At 63.3% G+C, this 22,668-nt stretch carries 20 protein-coding genes; 9 read left to right on the forward strand and 11 right to left on the reverse strand.

The features are described 5' to 3' along the window. Positions 1–47 precede the first annotated feature (47 nt). From purB to GJV37_RS27225, 5 genes are all read right to left on the reverse strand, one after another. Positions 48–1,418 (reverse strand): adenylosuccinate lyase, encoded by a 1,371-nt coding sequence (gene purB / locus GJV37_RS27205; protein ID WP_170860101.1) that lies wholly within the window; start codon positions 1,416–1,418, stop codon positions 48–50. 96 nt (positions 1,419–1,514) lie between these two features. Then, a complete protein-coding gene (gene hflD / locus GJV37_RS27210; RefSeq protein ID WP_024765136.1) occupies positions 1,515–2,135 on the reverse strand; it encodes a high frequency lysogenization protein HflD in 621 nt (206 codons plus the stop codon). Beyond that, the gene (gene mnmA / locus GJV37_RS27215; RefSeq protein ID WP_170860100.1) at positions 2,132–3,259 is read right to left on the reverse strand and encodes a tRNA 2-thiouridine(34) synthase MnmA; all 1,128 of its coding nucleotides are present in this window, start codon (positions 3,257–3,259) and stop codon (positions 2,132–2,134) included. The genes hflD and mnmA overlap by 4 nt, the downstream gene beginning before the upstream one ends. A gap of 71 nt (positions 3,260–3,330) precedes the next feature. Further along, positions 3,331–3,774, reverse strand: a complete 444-nt coding sequence (locus GJV37_RS27220) for an NUDIX hydrolase (RefSeq protein ID WP_024765137.1) — start codon at positions 3,772–3,774, stop codon at positions 3,331–3,333. Between the two features lie 102 nt (positions 3,775–3,876). After that, positions 3,877–6,099 (reverse strand): NADP-dependent isocitrate dehydrogenase, encoded by a 2,223-nt coding sequence (locus GJV37_RS27225; RefSeq protein ID WP_024765138.1) that lies wholly within the window; start codon positions 6,097–6,099, stop codon positions 3,877–3,879. Positions 6,100–6,456: 357 nt separating this feature from the next. Between GJV37_RS27225 and icd the strand changes: the two genes are divergently transcribed. Next, positions 6,457–7,710, forward strand: a complete 1,254-nt coding sequence (gene icd / locus GJV37_RS27230) for an NADP-dependent isocitrate dehydrogenase (protein WP_024765139.1) — start codon at positions 6,457–6,459, stop codon at positions 7,708–7,710. A gap of 73 nt (positions 7,711–7,783) precedes the next feature. On the opposite strand, the gene cspD is transcribed toward icd, so the two are convergent. Continuing rightward, positions 7,784–8,059 carry a cold shock domain-containing protein CspD gene (gene cspD, locus GJV37_RS27235; RefSeq protein WP_024765140.1) on the reverse strand — a complete coding sequence of 92 codons (276 nt, stop codon included), beginning with the start codon at positions 8,057–8,059 and terminating at the stop codon, positions 7,784–7,786. Positions 8,060–8,287: 228 nt separating this feature from the next. Between cspD and clpS the strand changes: the two genes are divergently transcribed. Both clpS and clpA read left to right on the forward strand, forming a co-directional pair. Then, entirely contained in the window at positions 8,288–8,650 is a 363-nt protein-coding gene (gene clpS / locus GJV37_RS27240; protein WP_037012443.1) for an ATP-dependent Clp protease adapter ClpS, read from the forward strand. 28 nt (positions 8,651–8,678) lie between these two features. Then, positions 8,679–10,952 (forward strand): ATP-dependent Clp protease ATP-binding subunit ClpA, encoded by a 2,274-nt coding sequence (gene clpA, locus GJV37_RS27245; protein ID WP_038803607.1) that lies wholly within the window; start codon positions 8,679–8,681, stop codon positions 10,950–10,952. Between the two features lie 85 nt (positions 10,953–11,037). Here the strand turns inward: clpA and infA are convergent, their stop codons facing one another. The 4 genes from infA to trxB form a co-directional block, all read right to left on the reverse strand. Beyond that, complete coding sequence (infA, locus tag GJV37_RS27250) at positions 11,038–11,256, reverse strand: translation initiation factor IF-1 (protein ID WP_002553999.1); 219 nt, start codon at positions 11,254–11,256, stop codon at positions 11,038–11,040. 106 nt (positions 11,257–11,362) lie between these two features. After that, entirely contained in the window at positions 11,363–12,070 is a 708-nt protein-coding gene (locus GJV37_RS27255) for an arginyltransferase (protein WP_024765142.1), read from the reverse strand. Positions 12,071–12,101: 31 nt separating this feature from the next. Further along, positions 12,102–12,806 carry a leucyl/phenylalanyl-tRNA--protein transferase gene (gene aat, locus GJV37_RS27260; RefSeq protein WP_193453157.1) on the reverse strand — a complete coding sequence of 235 codons (705 nt, stop codon included), beginning with the start codon at positions 12,804–12,806 and terminating at the stop codon, positions 12,102–12,104. Between the two features lie 36 nt (positions 12,807–12,842). Continuing rightward, a complete protein-coding gene (gene trxB / locus GJV37_RS27265; RefSeq protein ID WP_084359203.1) occupies positions 12,843–13,793 on the reverse strand; it encodes a thioredoxin-disulfide reductase in 951 nt (316 codons plus the stop codon). A gap of 221 nt (positions 13,794–14,014) precedes the next feature. Between trxB and ftsK the strand changes: the two genes are divergently transcribed. From ftsK to GJV37_RS27295, 6 genes are read left to right on the forward strand one after another with little or no spacing between them, the layout of a single operon-like run. Next, entirely contained in the window at positions 14,015–16,426 is a 2,412-nt protein-coding gene (ftsK, locus tag GJV37_RS27270) for a DNA translocase FtsK (protein WP_054909432.1), read from the forward strand. Between the two features lie 19 nt (positions 16,427–16,445). After that, complete coding sequence (gene lolA, locus GJV37_RS27275; protein ID WP_024765146.1) at positions 16,446–17,069, forward strand: outer membrane lipoprotein periplasmic chaperone LolA; 624 nt, start codon at positions 16,446–16,448, stop codon at positions 17,067–17,069. A gap of 35 nt (positions 17,070–17,104) precedes the next feature. Beyond that, positions 17,105–18,430 (forward strand): replication-associated recombination protein A, encoded by a 1,326-nt coding sequence (locus tag GJV37_RS27280; RefSeq protein ID WP_193453158.1) that lies wholly within the window; start codon positions 17,105–17,107, stop codon positions 18,428–18,430. Positions 18,431–18,476: 46 nt separating this feature from the next. Continuing rightward, positions 18,477–19,757: a serine--tRNA ligase gene (gene serS / locus GJV37_RS27285; protein WP_065085195.1), complete on the forward strand. Its 1,281-nt coding sequence runs from the start codon at positions 18,477–18,479 to the stop codon at positions 19,755–19,757. A gap of 1 nt (position 19,758) precedes the next feature. Further along, positions 19,759–21,144 (forward strand): siroheme synthase CysG, encoded by a 1,386-nt coding sequence (gene cysG / locus GJV37_RS27290; RefSeq protein WP_193453159.1) that lies wholly within the window; start codon positions 19,759–19,761, stop codon positions 21,142–21,144. 41 nt (positions 21,145–21,185) lie between these two features. Further along, positions 21,186–21,488 (forward strand): lysozyme inhibitor LprI family protein, encoded by a 303-nt coding sequence (locus GJV37_RS27295; RefSeq protein ID WP_037007284.1) that lies wholly within the window; start codon positions 21,186–21,188, stop codon positions 21,486–21,488. A gap of 123 nt (positions 21,489–21,611) precedes the next feature. Here GJV37_RS27295 and GJV37_RS27300 read toward each other — a convergent pair whose 3' ends face one another. After that, positions 21,612–22,613: a glutathione S-transferase family protein gene (locus tag GJV37_RS27300; protein WP_169887176.1), complete on the reverse strand. Its 1,002-nt coding sequence runs from the start codon at positions 22,611–22,613 to the stop codon at positions 21,612–21,614. Between the last annotated feature and the right edge of the window lie 55 nt (positions 22,614–22,668).

Raw genomic sequence — 22,668 nt, forward strand, 5'->3', positions numbered from 1 at the left:
AAACAAAAACGCCCGGCACAGCCGGGCGTGCAAAGTCGGGGCGAATCTCAGATGCGCTTGGCCTGGGCGGCAGCGTTACCGATGTAGTTCGCGGGGGTCAGTTTCTTCAGCTCGGCCTTGGCTTCGGCCGGCATGTCGAGACCTTCGATGAATACCTGCAGGGCCTCGGCGCTGATGCCTTTGCCGCGGGTCAGCTCCTTGAGCTTCTCGTAGGGGTTCTCGATGCCGTAGCGGCGCATGACGGTCTGTACCGGCTCGGCCAGGACTTCCCAGCAGGCGTCCAGGTCTTCGGCGATGCGCGCGGCGTTCAGCTCCAGCTTGCCGATGCCTTTCAGGCTGGCTTCGTAGGCGATGACGCTGTGGGCGAAACCGACGCCCAGGTTGCGCAGCACGGTGGAGTCGGTCAGGTCGCGCTGCCAGCGGGAGATCGGCAGCTTGCTGGCCAGGTGCTGGAACAGCGCGTTGGCGATGCCCAGGTTGCCTTCGGAGTTCTCGAAGTCGATCGGGTTGACCTTGTGCGGCATGGTCGAGGAGCCGATCTCGCCGGCGACGGTCTTCTGCTTGAAGTAGCCCAGGGAGATGTAGCCCCAGACGTCGCGGTCGAAGTCGATGAGGATGGTGTTGAAACGCGCGATGACATCGAACAGCTCGGCGATGTAGTCGTGCGGCTCGATCTGGGTGGTGTAGGGGTTCCAGTTCAGACCCAGGTCGCCCTCGATGAATTCGCGGGCGTTGGCTTCCCAGTCGACCTGCGGATAGGCGGACAGGTGGGCGTTGTAGTTGCCCACGGCGCCGTTGATCTTGCCCAGCAGCTCGACCGAAGCCACCTGTTTGATCTGGCGCTCCAAACGGTACACGACGTTGGCCAGTTCCTTGCCCAGGGTAGTCGGGGAGGCCGGCTGGCCGTGAGTGCGCGAGAGCATCGGTACGTCGGCGAATTTTACCGCCAGCTCACGGATGGAATCGGCGATCTGGCGCATCAGCGGCAGCAGCACGCTGTCGCGGCCTTCGCGCAGCATCAGGGCGTGGGACAAGTTATTGATGTCCTCGGAGGTGCAGGCGAAGTGGATGAACTCGCTGACCTTGGCCAGTTCCGGCAGTTTGGCCGCCTGCTCCTTGAGCAGGTATTCCACGGCCTTGACGTCGTGGTTGGTGGTGCGCTCGATGTCCTTGATGCGCTGTGCGTGCTCCAGCTGGAAGTCGTCGGCGAGCTGGTTCAGCACGGCGTTGGCTTCGGCGGAGAAGGGCGCTACTTCAGGGATGCCGGCATGGGCGGCGAGACGCTGCAACCAGCGGACCTCCACCAGGACGCGGAAACGGATCAGGCCGTATTCGCTGAAGATCGGACGCAGGGCGCTGGTTTTGCTGCCGTAACGGCCGTCAACGGGGGAAACCGCGGTAAGGGAGGAAAGCTGCATGGGGGCGTTCTCGTAGCTGTCGGTCAACGAAAAGGGCGCACATCATACACGAATGGCGCGAACCGGTCGCCCTTGCGGCGACCGGAAGGGCATGCTTCAGCCGCGCAGCAGGGGGCGCAACTCGTTAAGCATTTTCTTTCGGGCAAACAGCATCTGCCAGCGGTTGCCGCCGAGCTGTCGCCACAGGCGCGCGGAACGGATGCCGGCCAGCAGCAGGGCGCGGATGCGCGCGGCGTTGGCATTGATCTGCAGGTGGCGCATGTCGCCGTGCACCTGGATACGCTGACGGAAGGTACTCAGGGTGTCCTGATAGAGGCCGGCGCAGGAGGCGATGACGTTCTCGTGGACCAGGCCGAAGTGCTGCACCTGCTGCTGGATCTGGTCCAGGCGGGTGCCCATGATGTCGAGCATGTCGTCGCGTTTGTTCAGCTGGCGCTCCAGGCCGATCAGCGACAGGGCGTAGCGCAGTGGTTCGCGCTGCAGGCTGTTGGGGTCGCGCTCCAGCGCGCTGACCAGGGCGCGGAAGCCCTCGCGCAGGTTGGCGGTGTCTCCGCCGTAAACGTCGAGAGTGGTCTTCGGGTCGCGCACCAGCAGGCTGCCGAGCATGCAGCCCAGCGGCGCCTCGGGAACCTGGCCGGTGCGGGCGAGGCGGTCTACCAGGGCGGCGGCTTCGAAGACGCCGGAGAGGGCGATGATCTGGTCGTGCAGATCGCTCATGTACGGTCCTTAGCGAACGCGGGTTCTGCGGATTCGATGACGCCGCCGCCGAGGCAGATCTCGCCGTCATAGAAGACGACGGACTGGCCCGGGGTCACGGCGCGCTGCGGCTCGTCGAAGACGGCGCGATAGCCGCTCTCGGTGCGCTCCAGCACGCAATCCTGGTCGGCCTGGCGGTAACGCACCTTGGCGCGCAGGGTCTTGGGCTGGTCCAGGTCGACGGGGTTGACCCAATAGATGTGCGAGGCGTGCAGGGCGCGGGAGAACAGCCAGGGGTGGTCGTTACCCTGGCCGACGACCAGGACGTTGCGCGTCAGGTCCTTCTCCAGCACGTACCAAGGGCTGTCATCGGCATTCTTCAGGCCGCCGATGCCCAGGCCCTGGCGCTGGCCGATGGTGTGGTACATCAGGCCGACGTGCTTGCCGATGACCTGGCCGTCGGTGGTCTCGATGTCGCCCGGCTGGGCCGGCAGGTACTGCTTGAGGAAGTCGCTGAAGCGGCGTTCGCCAATGAAGCAGATGCCGGTGGAGTCCTTCTTCTTTGCAGTGGCCAGGCCGTATTTCTCGGCGATGGCGCGGACCTCGGGCTTTTCCAGCTCGCCAACCGGGAACAGGGTCTTGCCGATCTGCTCGCCGCCCACGGCGTGGAGGAAGTAGCTCTGGTCCTTGTTCGGGTCCAGGCCCTTGAGCAGTTCGCTGCGGCCGTCGATGTCGCGGCGGCGCACATAGTGGCCGGTGGCGATCAGGTCGGCGCCCAGGGCGACGGCGTAATCGAGGAAGGCTTTGAACTTGATCTCGCGGTTGCAGAGGATGTCCGGGTTCGGCGTGCGGCCGGCCTTGTATTCCTCAAGGAAATGCTCGAAGACGTTGTCCCAGTATTCCGCGGCGAAGTTGGCAGTGTGCAGCGTGATGCCGATGCGGTCGCAGACGGCCTGGGCGTCGGCCAGGTCGGTCATCGCGGTGCAGTACTCGGTGCCGTCGTCCTCTTCCCAGTTCTTCATGAACAGGCCTTCCACCTGGTAGCCCTGTTCCTTGAGGAGCAGGGCGGAGACGGAGGAGTCCACGCCGCCGGACATGCCGACGATGACGCGGGTGTTCTGCGGGGCTTTCAGGGAATCAGACATGGTGGCGCATCACAGGTGCAGGTAAAGGCGGGGATTCTACCAGAGCCGAGCGGCAGAGGCTCGGGCTTGGGTCAGGTGCGGATCAGGGTCAGCGGGAAGCGTTCGCCTGCCAGGTAATCGTCGATGCAGCGCAGTACCAGGTGGCTGCGCCAGCGCTCGGGCTGGGCGGCGAGTTCGTCGCGGGTCAGCCAGCGGGCGCCGAGGATGCCGTCGTCCAGCGCGCGCTCGGAGTGATGCCGCAGGGGGCGGGCGGCGAAGCAGACGCGCTGGTAGGTCACGCCGTTGCTCGGCGCGGTGTACAGGTAGATGCCGGTGACGGCGGTCAACTCCACGTCCCAGCCGGTCTCCTCAAGGGTTTCGCGCACGGCGGCCTCGAGCAGACTCTCGTTGGCCTCCAGGTGGCCGGCCGGCTGGTTGAAGACCTGTTTTTTGTCAGCGGACATTTCTTCCACCAGCAGGAAGCGGCCCTGGTCTTCGACAATAGTGGCGACGGTGACGTGTGCTAGCCAGCGCATGGGTCTGTTCTCGATACTCAAAAGGCGCGAGTTTAACGTGGCGGGGCGCAGAAAGCAGAACCCCCGGGAAGGCCCGGGGGTTCTGGTGTCACGCGAAGTGGCTTACGCCAGTGCGTCGATCGCGGCGTTGAAGGTCGCGCTCGGACGCATGACCTGGCTGGTCAGCTCCGGGTTGGAACGGTAGTAGCCGCCGATGTCCGCCGGCTTGCCCTGAACACCGTTCAGTTCGGCGACGATGGCCGCTTCCTTCTCGGTCAGGGTCTTGGCCAGGCCGGCGAAGTGGGCCTTCAGCTCGGCGTCGTCGTTCTGCTCGGCCAGGGCCTGAGCCCAGTACATGGCCAGGTAGAAGTGGCTGCCGCGGTTGTCGATCTCACCGATCTTGCGCGACGGCGACTTGTTGTTGTCGAGCAGCTTGCCGGTGGCGATGTCCAGGGTCTTGCCCAGTACCTTGGCCTTGGCGTTGTCGGTCTTGATGCCTTCTTCTTCGAAGGAGACGGCCAGGGCCAGGAACTCGCCCAGGGAATCCCAGCGCAGGTAGTTCTCTTCCACCAGCTGCTGTACGTGTTTCGGAGCCGAGCCGCCGGCGCCGGTTTCGTACATGCCGCCGCCCGCCATCAGCGGAACGATGGAGAGCATCTTGGCCGAGGTGCCCAGTTCCATGATCGGGAACAGGTCGGTCAGGTAGTCGCGCAGGACGTTGCCGGTCACCGAGATGGTGTCCTGGCCGCGCAGCTGACGCTCCATGCTGGTGCGGATGGCTTCGTTGTAGCCCTTGATGCTGATGTCCAGGCCGGTCAGATCATGGTCCTTCAGGTACAGCTCGACCTTCTTGCGCAGCTCGTTGTCGTGGGCGCGCTCCGGGTCCAGCCAGAAGATGGCCGGGGTGTTGGAGGCGCGGGCGCGGGTAACGGCCAGCTTGACCCAGTCGCGGATCGGGGCGTCCTTGGTCTGGCAGGCGCGCCAGATATCGCCGGCCTGCACGGCATGCTGCATCAGCACCTTGCCGTCGGCGTCGACGACGCGCATCACGCCGTCAGCTTCCAGCTCGAAGGTCTTGTCGTGGGAGCCGTATTCCTCGGCCTTCTGCGCCATCAGGCCAACGTTCGGTACGCTGCCCATGGTGGTCGGGTCGAACGCGCCGTTGGTTTTGCAGAAGTTGATCATTTCCTGGTAGATACGGGCGTAGGTGCTTTCCGGCATCACCGCTTTGGTGTCTTTCTGCTTGCCGTCCTTGCCCCACATCTGACCCGAGTTGCGGATCATGGCCGGCATGGAGGCGTCGACGATCACGTCGCTGGGGATGTGCAGGTTGGTGATGCCCTTGACCGAGTCGACCATCGCCATTTCCGGACGGTGGCTGTACACCTCGTGGATGTCGTGGAGGATTTCTTCCTGCTGCGAGGCCGGCAGCGACTTGATCTTGTCGTAGACGCTGGAGATGCCGTTGTTCGGGTTCACGCCCAGCTCTTCGAACAGCTGGCCGTACTTCTCGAACACGTCCTTGTAGTAGACGGTGACGGCGTGGCCGAAGACGATCGGGTGGGAGATCTTCATCATGGTGGCCTTGACGTGCAGGGACCACATGACGCCGGTTTCCTTGCAGTCCTGCAGGGTCTTCTCGAAGAAGGCGCGCAGTTTGCTGCAGCTCATGAACATGCTGTCGAGGACTTCGCCTTCCTGCATCTTCAAGGTCTTCTTGGTCTCGACCTTGCCGTCCTTGCCGACGAACTCGATGCGGACCTCACCGGCCTTCGGAATGGTGACCGACTGCTCGCTGGAGAAGAAGTCGCCGCCACGCATGTAGTCGGCGTGGGAGCGCGAAGCCATGCTCCACTTGCCCATGCTGTGGGGGTGCTTGCGGGCGTAGGCCTTCACGGCGGCCGGGGCGCGGCGGTCGGAGTTGCCTTCGCGCAGGACCGGGTTCACGGCGCTGCCCAGGACCTTGGCGTAGCGAGCGCGGGTGTCTTTCTCTTCGTCGGTCTGCGGGTCTTCCGGGAAGTCCGGAATGGCGTAGCCCAGCTTCTGCAGCTCGGCGATGGCGCCCTTGAGCTGCGGTACCGAAGCGGAAATGTTCGGCAGCTTGATGATGTTGGCTTTGGCGTCGGTGGCCAGTTGGGCCAGGTAGGCCAGATCGTCTTCGATCGCCTTGTCGCCGAGCTTGTCAGCGAAGGAGGCCAGGATACGGCCCGAAAGAGAGATGTCGCGGGTCTCGACGTCGATGCCGGCGGAAGCGGCAAAGGCTTTTACGATAGGAAGAAGCGAATAGGTGGCAAGGGCGGGTGCTTCGTCGGTGAAGGTGTAGGTGATCTTCGAGCGGATGGACATCTCGTTCTAACTCTCTTCTTTGCTGGGCGCGCACAGAGTCTCGAATCGCGTTGGTACACGCATGCGTTCAACGAAGTGGTTGACCGACCTTCGAGATTTGCCGCGGGGATATTGGGGCGCCAGTAGAGCGTTGTACGGCGGAATCCTGGTGGGGACATGCGCCGCTGCGAGGAGAGAGTCTGGTCCCAGACTGCTCGGACCTCGATGACCATTAAGTCATGCCGGCCAGTATACCACCCTAAAGGCAGGGTGAAGCGCGTCCCTTTTTTAGACTAAGGAATGATGTGGTTCGATTACCGACTTGTGAGCTACCCTCAGTGGCTGCAAGAGGGTTTCAACCAAAAAGCGGAGTTCAGCATGGGATACCAAAAGATCCAGGTGCCGGCCGGTGACAAAATCACCGTCAACGCCGATATGTCCTTGAATGTACCGAAGAACCCGATCATCCCCTTCATCGAGGGGGATGGTATTGGCGTGGATATCAGCCCGGTCATGATCAAGGTCGTCGACGCAGCCGTCGAGAAAGCCTACAAAGGCGACCGCAAGATCGCATGGATGGAAGTCTACGCTGGCGAGAAAGCCACCCAGGTCTATGACCAGGACACCTGGCTGCCCCAGGAGACCCTGGACGCCGTTCGCGATTATGTCGTGTCCATCAAGGGCCCACTGACCACGCCGGTCGGCGGCGGTATCCGCTCCCTGAACGTGGCCCTGCGCCAGCAGCTCGACCTCTATGTCTGTCTGCGCCCGGTGCGTTGGTTCGAAGGCGTGCCTAGCCCGGTGAAGAAGCCCGGCGATGTGGACATGGTGATCTTCCGTGAGAACTCCGAAGACATCTACGCCGGCGTCGAATGGAAGGCCGGCTCCCCCGAAGCCCAGAAGGTCATCAAGTTCCTCACCGAGGAAATGGGCGTCAAGAAGATCCGCTTCACCGAGAACTGTGGCATCGGCATCAAGCCGGTTTCCCAGGAAGGCACCAAGCGCCTGGTGCGCAAGGCCCTGCAGTACGCCGTGGACAATGACCGTGACTCGGTCACCATCGTCCACAAGGGCAACATCATGAAATTCACCGAGGGTGCGTTCAAGGACTGGGGCTACGAGATTGCCCGCGACGAGTTCGGTGCCCAACTGCTCGACGGCGGCCCGTGGATGCAGTTCAAGAATCCCGCTACCGGCAAGAATATCGTGGTGAAGGACGTGATCGCCGACGCCATGCTGCAGCAGATCCTGCTGCGCCCGGCCGAGTACGATGTGATCGCCACCCTCAACCTGAATGGCGACTATCTGTCCGACGCCCTGGCGGCGGAAGTGGGTGGTATCGGCATCGCGCCGGGAGCCAACCTGTCCGATTCAGTGGCCATGTTCGAAGCGACGCACGGTACTGCGCCCAAGTATGCCGGCCTGGACAAGGTCAACCCCGGCTCGGTGATCCTCTCCGCCGAGATGATGCTGCGCCACATGGGCTGGCCGGAAGCGGCCGACCTGATCATCGACGGCGTGAACGGGGCTATTGCCGCGAAAACCGTCACCTACGACTTCGAGCGTCTGATGGACGGCGCCAAGCTGCTGTCCTGCTCCGAGTTCGGCGACGCGATCATCGCCAAGATGTAGCCGGGTGAGTTTCCGTCCATGAAAAAGGCCGGCTTGCTGCCGGCCTTTTTCATTTCGTCTGATCCTTGACGAATCAGGCTTCCGCCGTGAGGTTCTCTACCTCGCTGCTCGGGGCAGTCTGCGCGGATGAGGTGGATGCATTGGCGTTGACGGGTTGGATGTTCACCGCGTGCAACCCTTTCGGACCTTGCAGGATCTCGAAACTGACGGGTTGGCCGGCCTTGAGTGTCTTGTAGCCATCCATCTGGATTGCCGAGTAATGAGCAAACAGGTCCTCATCTCGGCCATCAGCCAGGATGAAACCGTAGCCCTTGGCGTTGTTGAACCACTTGACCTTACCGCTGAGCATGCTGATATCCCTCTGCAAAGGACTCCATCGCTGGAGTATCATCCACTACTATTCCGCTATGCCTTTTTGTAAAGACTGGCGTCCGGAACTCCTGATACCCTCCGGGGGGTATCCTTTGGTTGTAACACCCTTTTGCCGTTAGTCAAGGCGGCGTCGTCTGGGCCTGAGAGGTGTTTCATACTCCGCCTGGCCCACTCATTCACCCACTCGCAAAGCTTTTATTCCAGCATGCATGCAAGTAGCCAGATTCGACTAACATTCAATCAGGACCGCCCGGATCCATTGGAAGACGACGGAACGGGGTTGGCGGTTGAAGAAGCCAAGCCTGCACTGAAAGCGCCGTCCATGTATCGGGTCATCATGTTCAACGATGATTACACCCCGATGGATTTCGTGGTTGAGGTGCTCGAGTTGTACTTCAACATGAACCGCGAGCAGGCAACCAAGGTCATGTTGACTGTGCATACCCAGGGCAAGGCGAACTGCGGGACCTTTACCCGCGATGTCGCGGAAACCAAAGCCATGCAGGTCAATCAATATGCGAGGGAGAGCCAACATCCACTGTTGTGTGAAATTGAGATAGAAGGTTGATGCGGATGTTTGGGAGCGAGGTGAAGTCATGTTGAATCGAGAGCTCGAAGTCACCCTCAATCTCGCCTTCAAGGAGGCGCGGGCGAAGCGGCATGAGTTCATGACCGTTGAGCACTTGCTGTTGGCGCTTCTGGATAATGAAGCTGCCGCGACGGTTCTGAAGGCGTGCGGTGCGAATCTGGACAAGCTGCGGCGAGACCTGCAGGAGTTCATCGATTCCACCACGCCGCTGATTCCCCAGCACGACGAGGATCGCGAAACCCAGCCAACCCTGGGCTTCCAGCGCGTCCTGCAGCGTGCGGTATTCCACGTGCAGAGTTCCGGCAAGCGCGAAGTCACCGGCGCCAACGTGCTGGTCGCCATCTTCAGCGAGCAGGAAAGCCAGGCGGTGTTCCTGCTCAAGCAGCAGAGCGTCGCGCGGATCGACGTGGTCAACTACATCGCCCACGGCATCTCCAAGGTGCCGGGCCATGCCGAGCATCAGGACAGCGAGCAGGAGATGCAGGACGAGGAGGGCGGCGAGTCCTCCACTTCCAGTCATCCGCTGGATGCCTATGCCAGCAACCTGAACGACCTGGCGCGCCAGGGGCGTATCGACCCACTGGTCGGTCGCGAGTCGGAAGTCGAGCGCGTCGCGCAGATCCTGGCTCGGCGCCGCAAGAACAACCCGCTGCTGGTGGGTGAGGCTGGCGTCGGCAAGACCGCCATCGCCGAAGGCCTGGCCAAGCGCATCGTCGACGGCCAGGTGCCGGACCTTCTGTCCGACAGCGTCGTCTACTCCCTGGACCTGGGCGCGCTACTGGCGGGCACCAAGTACCGCGGCGACTTCGAGAAGCGCTTCAAGGCACTGCTCAACGAGCTGCGCAAGCGTCCGCACGCCGTGTTGTTCATCGACGAGATCCATACCATCATCGGTGCCGGTGCGGCGTCGGGCGGGGTCATGGATGCTTCCAACCTGCTCAAGCCGCTGCTGTCCTCCGGTGAGATTCGTTGCATCGGCTCCACCACCTTCCAGGAATTCCGCGGCATCTTCGAGAAGGATCGTGCGCTGGCGCGTCGCTTCCAGAAGGTCGACGTCACCGAGCCGTCCGTCGAGGATACCTTCGGCATCCTGAAGGGCTTGAAGCCACGCTTCGAGCAGCACCACCACATCGAGTACAGCGATGAAGCGCTGCGCGCAGCCGCCGAGCTGGCCGCCCGCTACATCAATGATCGGCACATGCCGGACAAGGCCATCGACGTGATCGACGAGGCGGGTGCCTACCAGCGCCTGCAGCCGGAAGAGAAGCGCGTGAAGCGCATCGAAGTCCCGCAGGTCGAGGATATCGTCGCGAAGATCGCGCGGATTCCGCCCAAGCACGTGTCCAGTTCCGATAAAGAGCTGCTGCGTAATCTGGAGCGCGACCTGAAGCTGACCGTGTTCGGCCAGACGGCGGCGATCGAATCGCTGTCCACGGCAATCAAGCTTTCACGCGCCGGCCTGAAATCACCGGACAAGCCGGTCGGCTCCTTCCTCTTCTCCGGTCCGACCGGGGTCGGCAAGACCGAAGTGGCTCGTCAGTTGGCCAAGGCACTGGGTGTGGAGCTGGTGCGCTTCGACATGTCCGAGTACATGGAGCGGCATACCGTGTCCCGCCTGATCGGCGCGCCTCCGGGCTACGTTGGTTTCGACCAGGGCGGCCTGCTGACCGAGGCAATCACCAAGACGCCGCACTGCGTGCTGCTGCTGGATGAGATCGAGAAAGCGCACCCGGAAGTCTTCAACCTGCTGCTGCAGGTGATGGACCACGGCACCCTGACCGACAACAACGGGCGCAAGGCGGATTTCCGCAACGTCATCCTGATCATGACCACCAACGCAGGCGCGGAAACCGCGGCGCGGGCCTCCATCGGCTTCACGCAACAGGATCACGCCAGCGACGCCATGGAAGTGATCAAGAAGAGCTTCACGCCGGAGTTCCGCAACCGCCTGGATACCATCATCCAGTTCGGCCGTCTGAGTCACGAGACCATCAAGAGCATCGTCGACAAGTTCCTTACCGAACTTCAGGCGCAGCTCGAAGACAAGCACGTACAGATCGAGGTCAGCGACTCGGCGCGCGCCTGGCTGGCGGACAAGGGCTACGACCCTCAGATGGGTGCTCGCCCGATGGCGCGGCTTATCCAGGACAAGATCAAGCGGCCATTGGCCGAGGAGATCCTGTTCGGCGAGCTGGCCGAGCACGGTGGCGTGGCCCATGTGGACCTGAAGGATGGCGAGCTGGCCTTCGAGTTCGAGGTGATCGCTGCAGAGCCGGCCTGACGTTGAAAAGTAAGGTCCAAACAAAAACGCCCGGCAATGCCGGGCGTTTTTCTATGTGCCGGTTTGTACCGGCACCTACCGTCTATCAGCGAGCGCGGTAGGTGATACGACCCTTGGAGAGGTCGTAGGGCGTCAGTTCAACGCGAACTTTGTCGCCGGTCAGGATGCGGATGTAATTCTTGCGCATCTTCCCGGAGATGTGCGCGGTAACGACGTGCCCGTTTTCCAACTCCACGCGGAACATGGTGTTGGGCAGGGTGTCGACGACAGTGCCTTCCATTTCGAAGCTGTCTTCTTTCGACATGCAGTAGAACCCTCGGTATCTAAGATTGCCTGAAGTGTTTCAGGCCATTAAAAAAGGCACATAGTGTGCCTGAAATCGCCCCACAACGCCAATGGGTGTTTTCGGGTCAGTTCAATGCGACCCAGCGCTGATTTACGAAAAGTTCGATCGGGCGGTACTGGGTCTTGTAGTTCATCTTGCGGCAGTTCTTGATCCAGTACCCGAGATAGACAGCGTGCAGACCCAGTCGCTCGGTCTCGCCGACCTGCCAGAGGATGGCGAAGCGTCCCAGGCTGCGACGTTCTTCGTCCGGATCGTAGAAGGTGTAGACGGCTGAAAGACCGTTGGGCAGCACGTCGGTCACGGCGACGGCGAGCAGGCGGCCCTGCAGGCGGAACTCGAAGAAACAGCTGAACGGCAGGTCGCGCACCAGGAAGGTGGCGAACTGGTCGCGGCTGGGTGGGTACATGTCTCCATCGGCGTGGCGCTGCTCGATGTAGCGCATGTACAGCGCATAGTACTCCTCGGTGAAGGCCGGGCGCTTGCGGATGACTTCCAGATCGGCGTTACGCTTGATGATGCGCTTCTGCTGGCGGCTCGGCTGGAATCCGGCTGCAGGGATGCGCGCGGGGATGCAGGCGGTGCAGTGCTGGCAGTGCGGCCGGTAGAGGTGTTCGCCGCTGCGCCGGAAGCCAACCTCTGACAGCGAGGCGTACAACTGCGCATCCATGGGCTGGCTGGGGTCGAGGAACAGCGTTGTGGCCTGTTCTTCGGGCAGATAGCTGCATGGATGCGGTTGTGTAGCGTAAAACTTCAGGCGGGCGAGCTCGGTCATCTTCAACCCCTGCGAGGTCCCTCAGGCAAGTTTAAGACAGGCTGAGCAGGTCCGCTTGCGAAGTCCAGTCCTGCGAAGGTGTTTCGTCGAGATGACGGTGCAGGTAGCTGGCGAATTCGCCGCGGGAAATGGCGCGAGCGCCAAAACTGTGCAAGTGCTGCGTCGGCATCTGGCAATCGATCAGCACGAAGCCGGCTGCCTTCAGGCGCTGCACCAGGGTCACGAAGGCCACCTTGGAGGCATTGTCGGCGCGGCTGAACATGGACTCGCCGAAGAACAGGCGGCCGATGGCCAGGCCGTAGAGGCCCCCGACCAGTTCATTGCCTTGCCAGGCTTCGGCCGAATGGGCGACGCCCAGGCGGTGCAGCTGGCAATAGGCATCCTGCATCGGTGTGGTGATCCAGGTGCCGTCCGCGTAATCGCGCGGGCCGGCGCAGCCGTGGATGACCTGCTCGAACGCCCGGTCGAAGGTGACCTGGTACTGCTGCTGGCGGATGAGCTTGGCGAGGCTGCGGGAGACGTGCAGTTCTTCGGGGAATAGCACGGTGCGTGGGTCCGGCGACCACCAGAGGATGGGTTGCCCGTCCTGGAACCAGGGGAAGCAGCCATGGCGGTAGGCCTGGATCAGGCGCTGCGGGTTGAGGTCGCCGCCGGCCGCGAGCAGGCCGTTGGGCTCGCGCAGGGCCTTGTCGAGGGGCGGAAAGTCGAAATTGCTGCGGGAAAGCCACTTGAGCATAGGGAGGAGGGGAGGGCGAGCCTCCCCTGGCGCCGATCAGTTGTCGTCGAGGAACTTTTCAGCGTCCAGCGCGGCCATGCAGCCGGCGCCGGCAGAAGTGATCGCCTGGCGGTAGACGTGGTCGGCCACGTCGCCAGCGGCGAACACGCCGTCGATGCTGGTCAGGGTCGCGTTGCCTTCGGCGCCGCCCTTGATCTTCAGGTAACCGTCATGCATCTCCAGCTGGCCCTTGAACAGGTCGGTGTTGGGCTTGTGGCCGATGGCGATAAATACGCCGGACAGGTCCAGTTGGCGGGTTTCGCCGCTTTCGGCGTCTTTCAGGCGAACGCCGATCACGCCCATGTCGTCGCCCAGGACTTCGTCCAGTGTGGTGTTCCAGTGCAGGCGCACGTTGCCGTTCCTGGCTTTTTCGAACAGCTTGTCCTGAAGGATCTTCTCCGAGCGCAGCTTGTCGCGGCGGTGGATCAGGTGGACTTCCTTGGCGATGTTGGACAGGTACAGCGCTTCTTCCACGGCGGTGTTGCCGCCACCGACCACGCAGACGACCTGGTTGCGGTAGAAGAAGCCGTCACAGGTGGCGCAGGCGGAAACGCCCTTGCCCATGAAGGCCTCTTCCGAGGACATGCCCAGGTACTGGGCCGAGGCGCCGGTGGCGATGATCAATGCGTCGCAGGTGTAGGTGCCGCTGTCGCCCTTGAGGGTGAAGGGCTTCTGCTGCAACTCGGCGGTGTGGATGTGGTCGTAGACGATCTCGGTATCGAAACGCTTGGCGTGCTGCTCCATGCGCTGCATCAGGGCGGGACCGGTCAGGCCTTCGACGTCGCCGGGCCAGTTGTCGACCTCGGTGGTGGTGGTGAGCTGGCCGCCGGGCTGGATGCCGGTGATGACAAGAGGCTTGAGGTTGGCGCGCGCGGCATACACGGCCGCGGTGTAGCCCGCGGGGCCGGAGCCCAGGATGATCAGGCGCGAATGCTTGACTTCACTCATAAAAAGACTCCATAAGCCTTTGTCACGTAAGAGAATGCATGCTCCAATTGAGCAGCCGAAAAGCGGTGTTGGGCTATGCTACACCGAACCCCGGAAAGCCGGCAAAAGCGCAGTCGGGCACATCCGGGGTCGCTGGCATCGGCCGGCCAAAGCCGTACAATAGGCCCGTTTCGCGGCCCAACGACTCTCGGAAGCGCGTATAGCGCAGGATTAGAAGCGTTTTGAAGGACACCACAGCAAGCCATGCCGCCGCCTGGCGCCAGCAATTGCATTACCGTCTGAAGGAAGGGGCCCTGATCGCGCTTGGCGCGCTCTGCCTTTACCTCTGGATGGCGCTGCTCACCTACGATTCCTCCGATCCGGGCTGGAGCCACTCCAGTCACGTCGAGCAGGTGCAGAACGCTGCCGGCCGTCTGGGGGCGCTGAGCGCCGATATCCTGTTCATGGTGCTGGGGTACTTCGCCTACCTGTTCCCGCTGCTGCTGGCGGTGAAAACCTACCAGGTCTTCCGCAAGCGCCACCTGCCTTGGGAGTGGAGTGGCTGGCTGTTCTCCTGGCGCCTGATCGGCCTGGTGTTCCTGGTGTTGTCCGGTTCCGCCCTGGCCTATATCCATTTCCATACCAGCGGTGCCCACATGCCGGCTACCGCGGGCGGCGCCCTGGGGGAAAGCCTCGGCCAGCTGGGCGTCAATGCGCTGAACGTGCAGGGCAGCACGCTGCTGTTTCTGGCGCTGTTCCTCTTCGGCATGACGGTGTTCGCCGACCTGTCCTGGTTCAAGGTGATGGACGTCACCGGCAAGATCACCCTCGACCTGTTCGAGCTCATTCATAACGCCACCAACCGCTGGTGGAGCGCCCGCAGCGAGCACAAGCAGCTCGTCGCCCAGTTGCGTGAAGTCGACGAACGCGTGGCCGAAGTTGCCGCGCCCATCGTTGCTGATCGCCGCGAGCAGGCCAAGGTCAAGGAGCGCCTGATCGAGCGCGAGGAAGCGCTGGTCAAGAGCGTGCAAGAGCGCGAGAAGCGCGTGGCGCCGAAGATCGACGTCCCGCCGCCGCCTACCAAGCCGGCCGAGCCGAGCAAGCGCGTGCTGAAAGAGAAGCAGGCGCCGCTGTTCGTCGATACCGCCGTGGAAGGCACGCTGCCGCCGCTGTCGATCCTCGACCCGGCCTCGGAAAAGAAGCAGAGCTATTCGCCCGAATCCCTGGAGGCCATGTCGCGCCTGCTGGAGATCAAGCTCAAGGAGTTCGGCGTCGAAGTCATCGTCGAGTCCGTGCATCCGGGCCCGGTGATCACCCGTTTCGAAATCCAGCCGGCCGCCGGTGTGAAGGTCAGCCGTATCTCCAACCTGGCCAAGGACCTGGCACGTTCGCTGGCAGTGATCAGCGTGCGCGTGGTGGAAGTCATCCCCGGCAAGACCACCGTGGGTATCGAGATTCCCAACGAAGACCGGCAGATGGTGCGCTTCTCCGAAGTGCTGATGACGCCGGAATACGACGAGCACAAGTCCACCGTGCCGCTGGCCCTGGGCCACGATATCGGCGGTCATCCGATCATCACCGACCTGGCGAAGATGCCGCACCTGCTGGTGGCCGGTACTACCGGTTCCGGTAAGTCGGTGGGCGTGAACGCCATGCTGCTGTCGATCCTGTTCAAGTCCACGCCGGAAGAGGCGCGGCTGATCATGATCGACCCGAAGATGCTGGAGCTGTCGATCTACGAAGGCATTCCGCACCTGCTCTGCCCGGTCGTCACTGACATGAAGGAGGCCGCCAACGCGCTGCGCTGGAGCGTCGCCGAGATGGAGCGCCGCTACAAGCTGATGGCGGCCATGGGCGTGCGTAACCTGGCTGGCTTCAACCGCAAGGTGAAGGACGCGGAGGAGGCCGGCACCCCGCTGACCGACCCGCTGTACCGTCGCGAGAGCATGGAAGACGAAGCGCCGCTGCTGCAGACCCTGCCGACCATCGTGGTCGTCGTGGACGAATTCGCCGACATGATGATGATCGTCGGCAAGAAGGTGGAAGAGCTGATCGCCCGTATCGCCCAGAAGGCGCGTGCGGCGGGCATCCACCTGATCCTGGCGACCCAGCGTCCGTCGGTGGATGTGATCACCGGCCTGATCAAGGCGAACATCCCCACCCGCATCGCCTTCCAGGTGTCCAGCAAGATCGACTCGCGCACCATTCTCGACCAGGGCGGCGCCGAGCAGCTGCTGGGCCACGGCGACATGCTCTACCTGCCGCCGGGCACTGGCCTGCCAATCCGTGTTCATGGCGCCTTCGTTTCCGACGACGAAGTGCACCGTGTCGTTGAGGCGTGGAAGCTGCGTGGCGCACCGAACTACATCGAGGACATTCTCGCCGGCGCCGATGAAGGCGGTGGTGGTTCCTTCGAAGGTGGCGGTGGCGGCGAAGGCAGCGAGGGCAGCGAGGACGATCCGCTCTACGACGAAGCCGTGCGCTTCGTGACCGAAAGCCGCCGGGCTTCCATCTCTGCCGTGCAGCGCAAGCTGAAGATCGGCTACAACCGCGCCGCGCGGATGATCGAGGCCATGGAAATGGCCGGCGTGGTCACCGCGATGAATACCAATGGCTCGCGTGAAGTGATCGCGCCGGCCCCGATCCGTGATTGATTCGACTTCGAGGATTTCGATGCGTCTGATCCGCCTGTTGTTCGTTGCTGCGCTGGCCTTTGCCGGCGCCCAGGCCCATGCCGACGATGCTGCTGCGCAGCGCCTGAGCGGGATGCTCACCAAGGCCCAGACAATGACCGCGCGCTTCTCCCAGCTGACCCTGGACGGCAGCGGCACCCGCTTGCAGGAAACCGCCGGCACCCTGGGCCTCAAGCGCCCTGGCCTGTTCCGCTGGCACACCGATGCGCCGAACGAGCAGCTGCTGATCTCCAACGGTGAGAAAATCTGGCTGTACGACCCGGACCTGGAGCAGGTGACCATCCAGAAGCTCGACCAGCGCCTGACCCAGACCCCGGCGCTGCTGCTGTCCGGTGACGTGTCGAAGATCGGTCAGAGCTTCGATATCACCGCGAAGGATGGCGGCAACGTGGTCGACTTCACCCTCAAGCCCAAGTCCAAGGACACCCTGTTCGACAGCCTGCGGATTTCCTTCCGCAGCGGTGTGGTGAACGACATGCAGCTGATCGACAGCGTCGGCCAGCGCACCAATATCCTGTTCTTCGACGTGAAGATGAACGAGCCGATGGACACCAAGCAGTTCGTCTTCGACGTGCCCAAGGGCGTCGACGTCATCCAGGAATGACCGGCCGCGCGCCGGATTGATCGATAGGTAATACCGTGGACCTGTTCCGCTCCGCCCCCGTTTCCCAGCCCCTGGCCGCGCGGCTGCGCGCGACCAGCCTGGACGAGTACGTCGGCCAGGAGCATCTGCTCGCCCGTGGCAAGCCGCTGCGTGAGGCGCTGGAGCAGGGCGCGCTGCACTCGATGATCTTCTGGGGCCCGCCCGGAGTCGGCAAGACCACCCTGGCGAAACTGCTGGCGCAGGTCACCGACGCGCACTTCGAGACCCTCTCGGCGGTGCTCTCGGGCGTGAAGGAAATCCGCCAGTCGGTGGAAGTGGCCAAGCAGCATGCTGCGCAGTATGGCCGTCGCACCATCCTCTTCGTCGATGAAGTGCACCGCTTCAACAAGAGCCAGCAGGATGCGTTCCTGCCTTACGTTGAAGACGGCACGCTGATCTTCATCGGTGCGACCACCGAGAACCCGTCCTTCGAGTTGAACAACGCGCTGCTCTCCCGCGCCCGCGTCTACGTGCTGAAAAGCCTGGACGAAGCGGCCCTGCGGCGGTTGGTAGAACGCGCATTGACCGAGGAAAAGGGCCTGGGCAAGCGCAACCTGAGCCTGCCCGACGACAGTTTCGCGATCCTCATGGCCGCCGCCGACGGCGATGGGCGGCGCCTGCTCAATCTGCTGGAGAACGCTTCCGACCTCGCCGAAGACAACAGCGAGATCAGCGCCGAGCTGCTGCAGAACCTGCTGGGCGACTCACGCCGGCGCTTCGACAAGGGCGGCGAGGCCTTCTATGACCAGATCAGCGCGCTGCACAAGTCAGTGCGTGGTTCCAGCCCCGATGGCGCGCTGTACTGGTATTCGCGCATGCTCGATGGTGGCTGCGATCCGCTGTACATCGCCCGCCGAGTGGTGCGCATGGCCAGCGAGGACATCGGCAATGCCGATCCGCGCGCGCTGACCCTGTGCCTTCACGCCTGGGACGTGCAGGAACGCCTCGGCAGCCCGGAAGGCGAGCTGGCGATTGCACAGGCTATCGTTTACCTGGCCTGTGCGCCGAAGAGCAATGCCGTCTACAACGCTTACAACATGGCGCGCCGTGACGTGGCGGAGAGCGGTTCGCTGGAAGTGCCGCTGCATTTGCGCAACGCGCCAACCAAGCTGATGAAGAACCTGGGCTATGGCGACGAGTATCGCTATGCCCATGATGAGCCGGATGCCTATGCGGCCGGAGAAGACTACTTCCCCGAGTCCATGGAGCCGCGCCAGTATTACCAACCCGTGCCGCGCGGGCTCGAACTGAAGATCGGCGAAAAGCTGCGCCACCTGGCCAGCCTCGACAAGGCCAGTTCCCGCCGTCGCAGAAAATCCTGAAGTGGCGCCCTTGAGCGCCGCCTGACACTAGACACGAGAAGACACCATGCTCGATTCCAAACTGGTTCGTACCCAGCCGCAGGAAGTGGCCGAACGCCTGGCCACCCGTGGCTTTACCCTGGACGTGGCGCGCATCGAAGCGCTGGAGAGCCAGCGCAAGGCCGTGCAGACCCGCACCGAGACCCTGCAGGCCGAGCGCAACTCGCGCTCCAAGGCCATCGGCCAGGCCATGAAGAATGGCGAGGACGTCGCGCCGCTGAAGGCCGAAGTCAATCGCATGGCCGAGGAGCTGGAGTCGGGCAAGCGCGAGCTGGATGCCATCCAGGCCGAGCTGGACAGCCTGCTGCTGAACATTCCGAACCTGCCGCACGAATCCGTGCCGGTCGGTGCCGATGAAGAAGAGAACGTCGAAGTCCGTCGCTGGGGCACCCCGCGCACCTTCGACTTCGAGATCAAGGACCACGTCGCCCTGGGCGAGCAGCACGGCTGGCTGGACTTCGAGACCGCCGCGCGCCTGTCCGGCGCCCGCTTCGCCCTGATGCGCGGCCCGATCGCCCGCCTGCACCGCGCACTGGCGCAGTTCATGCTCGACCTGCACACCCGCGAACACGGCTACGAAGAGGCCTATACCCCGTACCTGGTACAGGCTCCGGCGCTGCAGGGTACCGGCCAACTGCCGAAGTTCGAAGAAGACCTGTTCAAGATCCAGCGTGAAGACGAGGCCGATCTGTACCTGATCCCGACTGCCGAAGTCTCGCTGACCAACATCGTGGCCGGCCAGATCCTCGACGCGAAGGAGCTGCCGCTGAAGTTCGTCGCCCACACCCCGTGCTTCCGCAGCGAAGCCGGCGCGTCGGGCCGTGATACCCGCGGCATGATCCGCCAGCACCAGTTCGACAAGGTCGAGATGGTGCAGATCGTCGAGCCGTCGAAGTCCTGGGAAGCCCTGGAAAGCCTGGTCGGCAATGCCGAGAAAGTTCTCCAGGCACTGGAGCTGCCGTACCGCGCCCTGGCGCTGTGCACTGGCGACATGGGCTTCGGCGCCGCCAAGACCTACGATCTGGAAGTCTGGGTGCCGAGTCAGGACAAGTACCGCGAGATTTCCTCCTGCTCCAACTGTGGCGACTTCCAGGCCCGTCGCATGCAGGCGCGCTACCGTAACCCGGAAACCGGCAAGCCCGAGCTGGTGCATACCCTCAACGGCTCCGGACTGGCCGTGGGCCGCACCCTGGTCGCCGTGCTGGAGAACTACCAGCAGGCCGACGGTTCGATTCGCGTGCCGGAAGTGCTCAAGCCGTACATGGCGGGCATCGAGGTAATCGGCTGAGATGGACTTCCTGCCGCTGTTCCACATCCTGCGCGGACGTCGCGCGCTACTGGTCGGCGGCGGTGATGTCGCACTGCGCAAGGCGCGCCTGCTGAATGACGCCGGCGCGGTGCTGCGTGTGGTGGCGCCGGAGGTGCACTCCGAGCTGCGAGAGTTGGTCGAGGAGGGCGCGGGCGAATTGATCCTGCGCCCCTACGCCGAAGGCGACCTGCAGGACTGCGTGCTGGTCATCGCCGCCACCGACGATGAGCCGCTCAACGCCCAAGTGTCCCGAGACGCCAACGAGCGCGGCGTACCGGTCAACGTGGTCGACGCACCGGCCCTGTGCAGCGTGATCTTCCCCGCCATCGTCGACCGTTCGCCGCTGGTGGTGGCCGTGTCCAGCGGTGGCGACGCGCCGGTGCTGGCGCGCCTGCTGCGCGCCAAGCTGGAAACCTGGATTCCCGCCACCTATGGCCAACTGGCCGGCCTGGCCAGCCGCTTCCGCGAGCGCGTGAAGCAGCGCCTGCCGGACCTGCAGCAGCGCCGCAAGTTCTGGGAAGAGGTGTTCCAGGGCCCGGTCGCCGAGCGCATGCTCGCCGGCCAGCCGAACGAAGCGGAGCGCTTGCTGGCGGATAAGCTGGAAGCGCCGCAGCCCGAATCCCGTGGCGAGGTCTATCTGGTCGGCGCCGGCCCCGGTGATCCGGACCTGCTGACCTTCCGCGCCCTGCGCCTGATGCAGCAGGCCGATGTGGTGCTCTATGACCGCCTCGTTGCGCCGGCCATCCTTGAGCTGTGCCGCCGCGATGCGGACCGCCTGTATGTCGGCAAGCGCCGCGCGGACCACGCCGTGCCGCAGGATGAGATCAACCGCCAATTGGTCGAGCTCGCCCAGCAAGGGAAGCGCGTGCTGCGCCTGAAGGGCGGTGATCCGTTCATCTTCGGTCGTGGCGGCGAGGAAATCGACGAACTGGCGGCCAACGGAATCCCGTTCCAGGTGGTGCCGGGCATTACCGCGGCAAGCGGCTGCGCGGCCTATGCCGGTATTCCGCTGACACACCGTGATTACGCACAATCCGTGCGCTTCGTGACCGGGCACTTGAAGGACGGCACCACCGACCTGCCCTGGAACGACCTGGTCGCTCCGGGCCAGACCCTGGTGTTCTACATGGGCCTCGTCGGCTTGCCGGTCATCTGCGAGCAACTGGTGCGTCACGGCCGCTCCGCCGACACGCCTGCCGCCCTGGTACAGCAGGGCACCACGGTGCATCAGCGCGTGTTCACCGGCACCCTGGCGAATCTGCCGGAGCTGGTTGCCGAGCACGAAGTGCATGCGCCGACACTGGTGATCGTCGGGGAAGTGGTGCAGCTGCGCGAAAAGCTGGCGTGGTTCGAGGGGCAGCAGTGAAAGCCCCTTATGTGGTGATCCTGGGCGCCGTGTGCTGTGCCATGGGGTTCACCGCGCCGGCCTCAGCGGCCAGCTTCGATTGCAAGAAGGCCAGGCAGGCCGACGAGAAAGCCATCTGCGCGGACCGCCAACTGTCCGAAATGGACGTGCAGGTGGCAACCACCTACCGCCTGTTGCGCGGCCTGTTTGCGATGGGCATGCGGGGCAACCTGGGTGACTCCCAGCTCGCCTGGCTGGAGCAGCGCCGCGCCTGCGGCGCCAACAAGGCCTGCCTGAAGCAGCGTTACCAGGAGCGCCTGGGCGCGCTGCAGAAGGTCTACGACGGTATCGAAAAACCGATCTGATCCGCTCTTGACCTTGTAGGAGCGGGCTTGCTCGCGAGCCGCTTGACGCTGATGGCTTGCGCTGGGTCCGTGATCAAGCTCGCTCCCACAGGTCTGATGGCGAATTCCGCTCCCGCGGCTGACTCAGCCCCTATGGAAAATACCCTTGCCCGCCAGATGCTCGCGCCCGTGCGGACTGGTGAAGTCCTGCTGCGGCCCCAGAGGCACGATGCCGGTCGGGTTGATGGTGCGATGGCTGCCGTAGTAGTGGTGCTTGATGTGCTGGAAATCCACCGTACCGGCAACGCCGTCCAGTTGATACAACTCGCGCAGCCAGCCGGACAGGTTCGGATAGTCCGCCAGGCGCCGCAGGTTGCACTTGAAGTGGCCGTGGTAGACAGCGTCGAAGCGGATCAGCGTAGTGAACAGGCGCACATCGGCTTCGGTCAGGTATTCGCCCGCCAGGTAGCGCTGCTCGCCCAGGCGCTCTTCCAGCCAGTCCAGTTCATTGAACAATGTCTTGAAGGCTTCTTCGTAGGCGTCCTGCGTCGTCGCGAAGCCCGCACGGTAAACACCGTTGTTCACGGCCGGGTAGATACGCTCGTTCAGCTCATCGATCTGCGCGCGCAGCGGCTCCGGGTAGAGGTCCAGTTTGTTGCCGGTGATGCCGTCGAAAGCGGTGTTGAACATGCGGATGATCTCCGCCGATTCGTTGCTGACGATGCGCTGCTCATGCTTGTCCCACAGCACTGGTACGGTGACACGGCCAGTGTAGTGCGGGTCGTCCCGGGTATAGCGTTGATGGAGGAAGTCTAGGCCTTCGAGTTTGTCGCCGGTGGAGCCGAGCGCCTTGTCGAAGGTCCAGCCGTTTTCCAGCATCAGCCAACTGACAACCGACACGTCGATCAACGATTCGAGGCCCTTGAGCTGGCGGTAGATCAGCGTGCGGTGAGCCCACGGGCAGGCCAGGGATACGTAGAGGTGATAGCGGCCGGCCTCGGCGCGGAAGCCGCCTTCGCCGGTGGGGCCGGGCTGACCGTCGGCGGTGACCCAATTGCGGCGCTGCGCATTTTCGCGCTGGAAGCGGCCGTCCTTGCTGGTGTCATACCACTGATCTTGCCAGCGGCCATCAATCAACTGTCCCATCTTGAGTGCTCCAGAAAGCGGGAAGATGGGACCAGTCTATCGACTCTGGCTCGAT

The sequence above is a fragment of the Pseudomonas nitroreducens genome (genome assembly GCF_010994165.1).
GTDB classification, from domain to species: domain Bacteria; phylum Pseudomonadota; class Gammaproteobacteria; order Pseudomonadales; family Pseudomonadaceae; genus Pseudomonas; species Pseudomonas nitroreducens.

Excerpts from the sequence above, each read along its gene's own strand:
- purB (WP_170860101.1), bottom strand. The coding sequence starts at position 1,418 with ATGCAGCTTTCCTCCCTTACCGCGGTTTCCCCCGTTGACGGCCGTTAC.
- hflD (WP_024765136.1), bottom strand. The coding sequence starts at position 2,135 with ATGAGCGATCTGCACGACCAGATCATCGCCCTCTCCGGCGTCTTCGAA.
- mnmA (WP_170860100.1), bottom strand. The coding sequence starts at position 3,259 with ATGTCTGATTCCCTGAAAGCCCCGCAGAACACCCGCGTCATCGTCGGC.
- GJV37_RS27220 (WP_024765137.1), bottom strand. The coding sequence starts at position 3,774 with ATGCGCTGGCTAGCACACGTCACCGTCGCCACTATTGTCGAAGACCAG.
- GJV37_RS27225 (WP_024765138.1), bottom strand. The coding sequence starts at position 6,099 with ATGTCCATCCGCTCGAAGATCACCTACACCTTCACCGACGAAGCACCC.
- icd (WP_024765139.1), top strand. The coding sequence starts at position 6,457 with ATGGGATACCAAAAGATCCAGGTGCCGGCCGGTGACAAAATCACCGTC.
- cspD (WP_024765140.1), bottom strand. The coding sequence starts at position 8,059 with ATGCTCAGCGGTAAGGTCAAGTGGTTCAACAACGCCAAGGGCTACGGT.
- clpS (WP_037012443.1), top strand. The coding sequence starts at position 8,288 with ATGCATGCAAGTAGCCAGATTCGACTAACATTCAATCAGGACCGCCCG.
- clpA (WP_038803607.1), top strand. The coding sequence starts at position 8,679 with ATGTTGAATCGAGAGCTCGAAGTCACCCTCAATCTCGCCTTCAAGGAG.
- infA (WP_002553999.1), bottom strand. The coding sequence starts at position 11,256 with ATGTCGAAAGAAGACAGCTTCGAAATGGAAGGCACTGTCGTCGACACC.
- GJV37_RS27255 (WP_024765142.1), bottom strand. The coding sequence starts at position 12,070 with ATGACCGAGCTCGCCCGCCTGAAGTTTTACGCTACACAACCGCATCCA.
- aat (WP_193453157.1), bottom strand. The coding sequence starts at position 12,806 with ATGCTCAAGTGGCTTTCCCGCAGCAATTTCGACTTTCCGCCCCTCGAC.
- trxB (WP_084359203.1), bottom strand. The coding sequence starts at position 13,793 with ATGAGTGAAGTCAAGCATTCGCGCCTGATCATCCTGGGCTCCGGCCCC.
- lolA (WP_024765146.1), top strand. The coding sequence starts at position 16,446 with ATGCGTCTGATCCGCCTGTTGTTCGTTGCTGCGCTGGCCTTTGCCGGC.
- serS (WP_065085195.1), top strand. The coding sequence starts at position 18,477 with ATGCTCGATTCCAAACTGGTTCGTACCCAGCCGCAGGAAGTGGCCGAA.
- cysG (WP_193453159.1), top strand. The coding sequence starts at position 19,759 with ATGGACTTCCTGCCGCTGTTCCACATCCTGCGCGGACGTCGCGCGCTA.
- GJV37_RS27295 (WP_037007284.1), top strand. The coding sequence starts at position 21,186 with ATGGGGTTCACCGCGCCGGCCTCAGCGGCCAGCTTCGATTGCAAGAAG.
- GJV37_RS27300 (WP_169887176.1), bottom strand. The coding sequence starts at position 22,613 with ATGGGACAGTTGATTGATGGCCGCTGGCAAGATCAGTGGTATGACACC.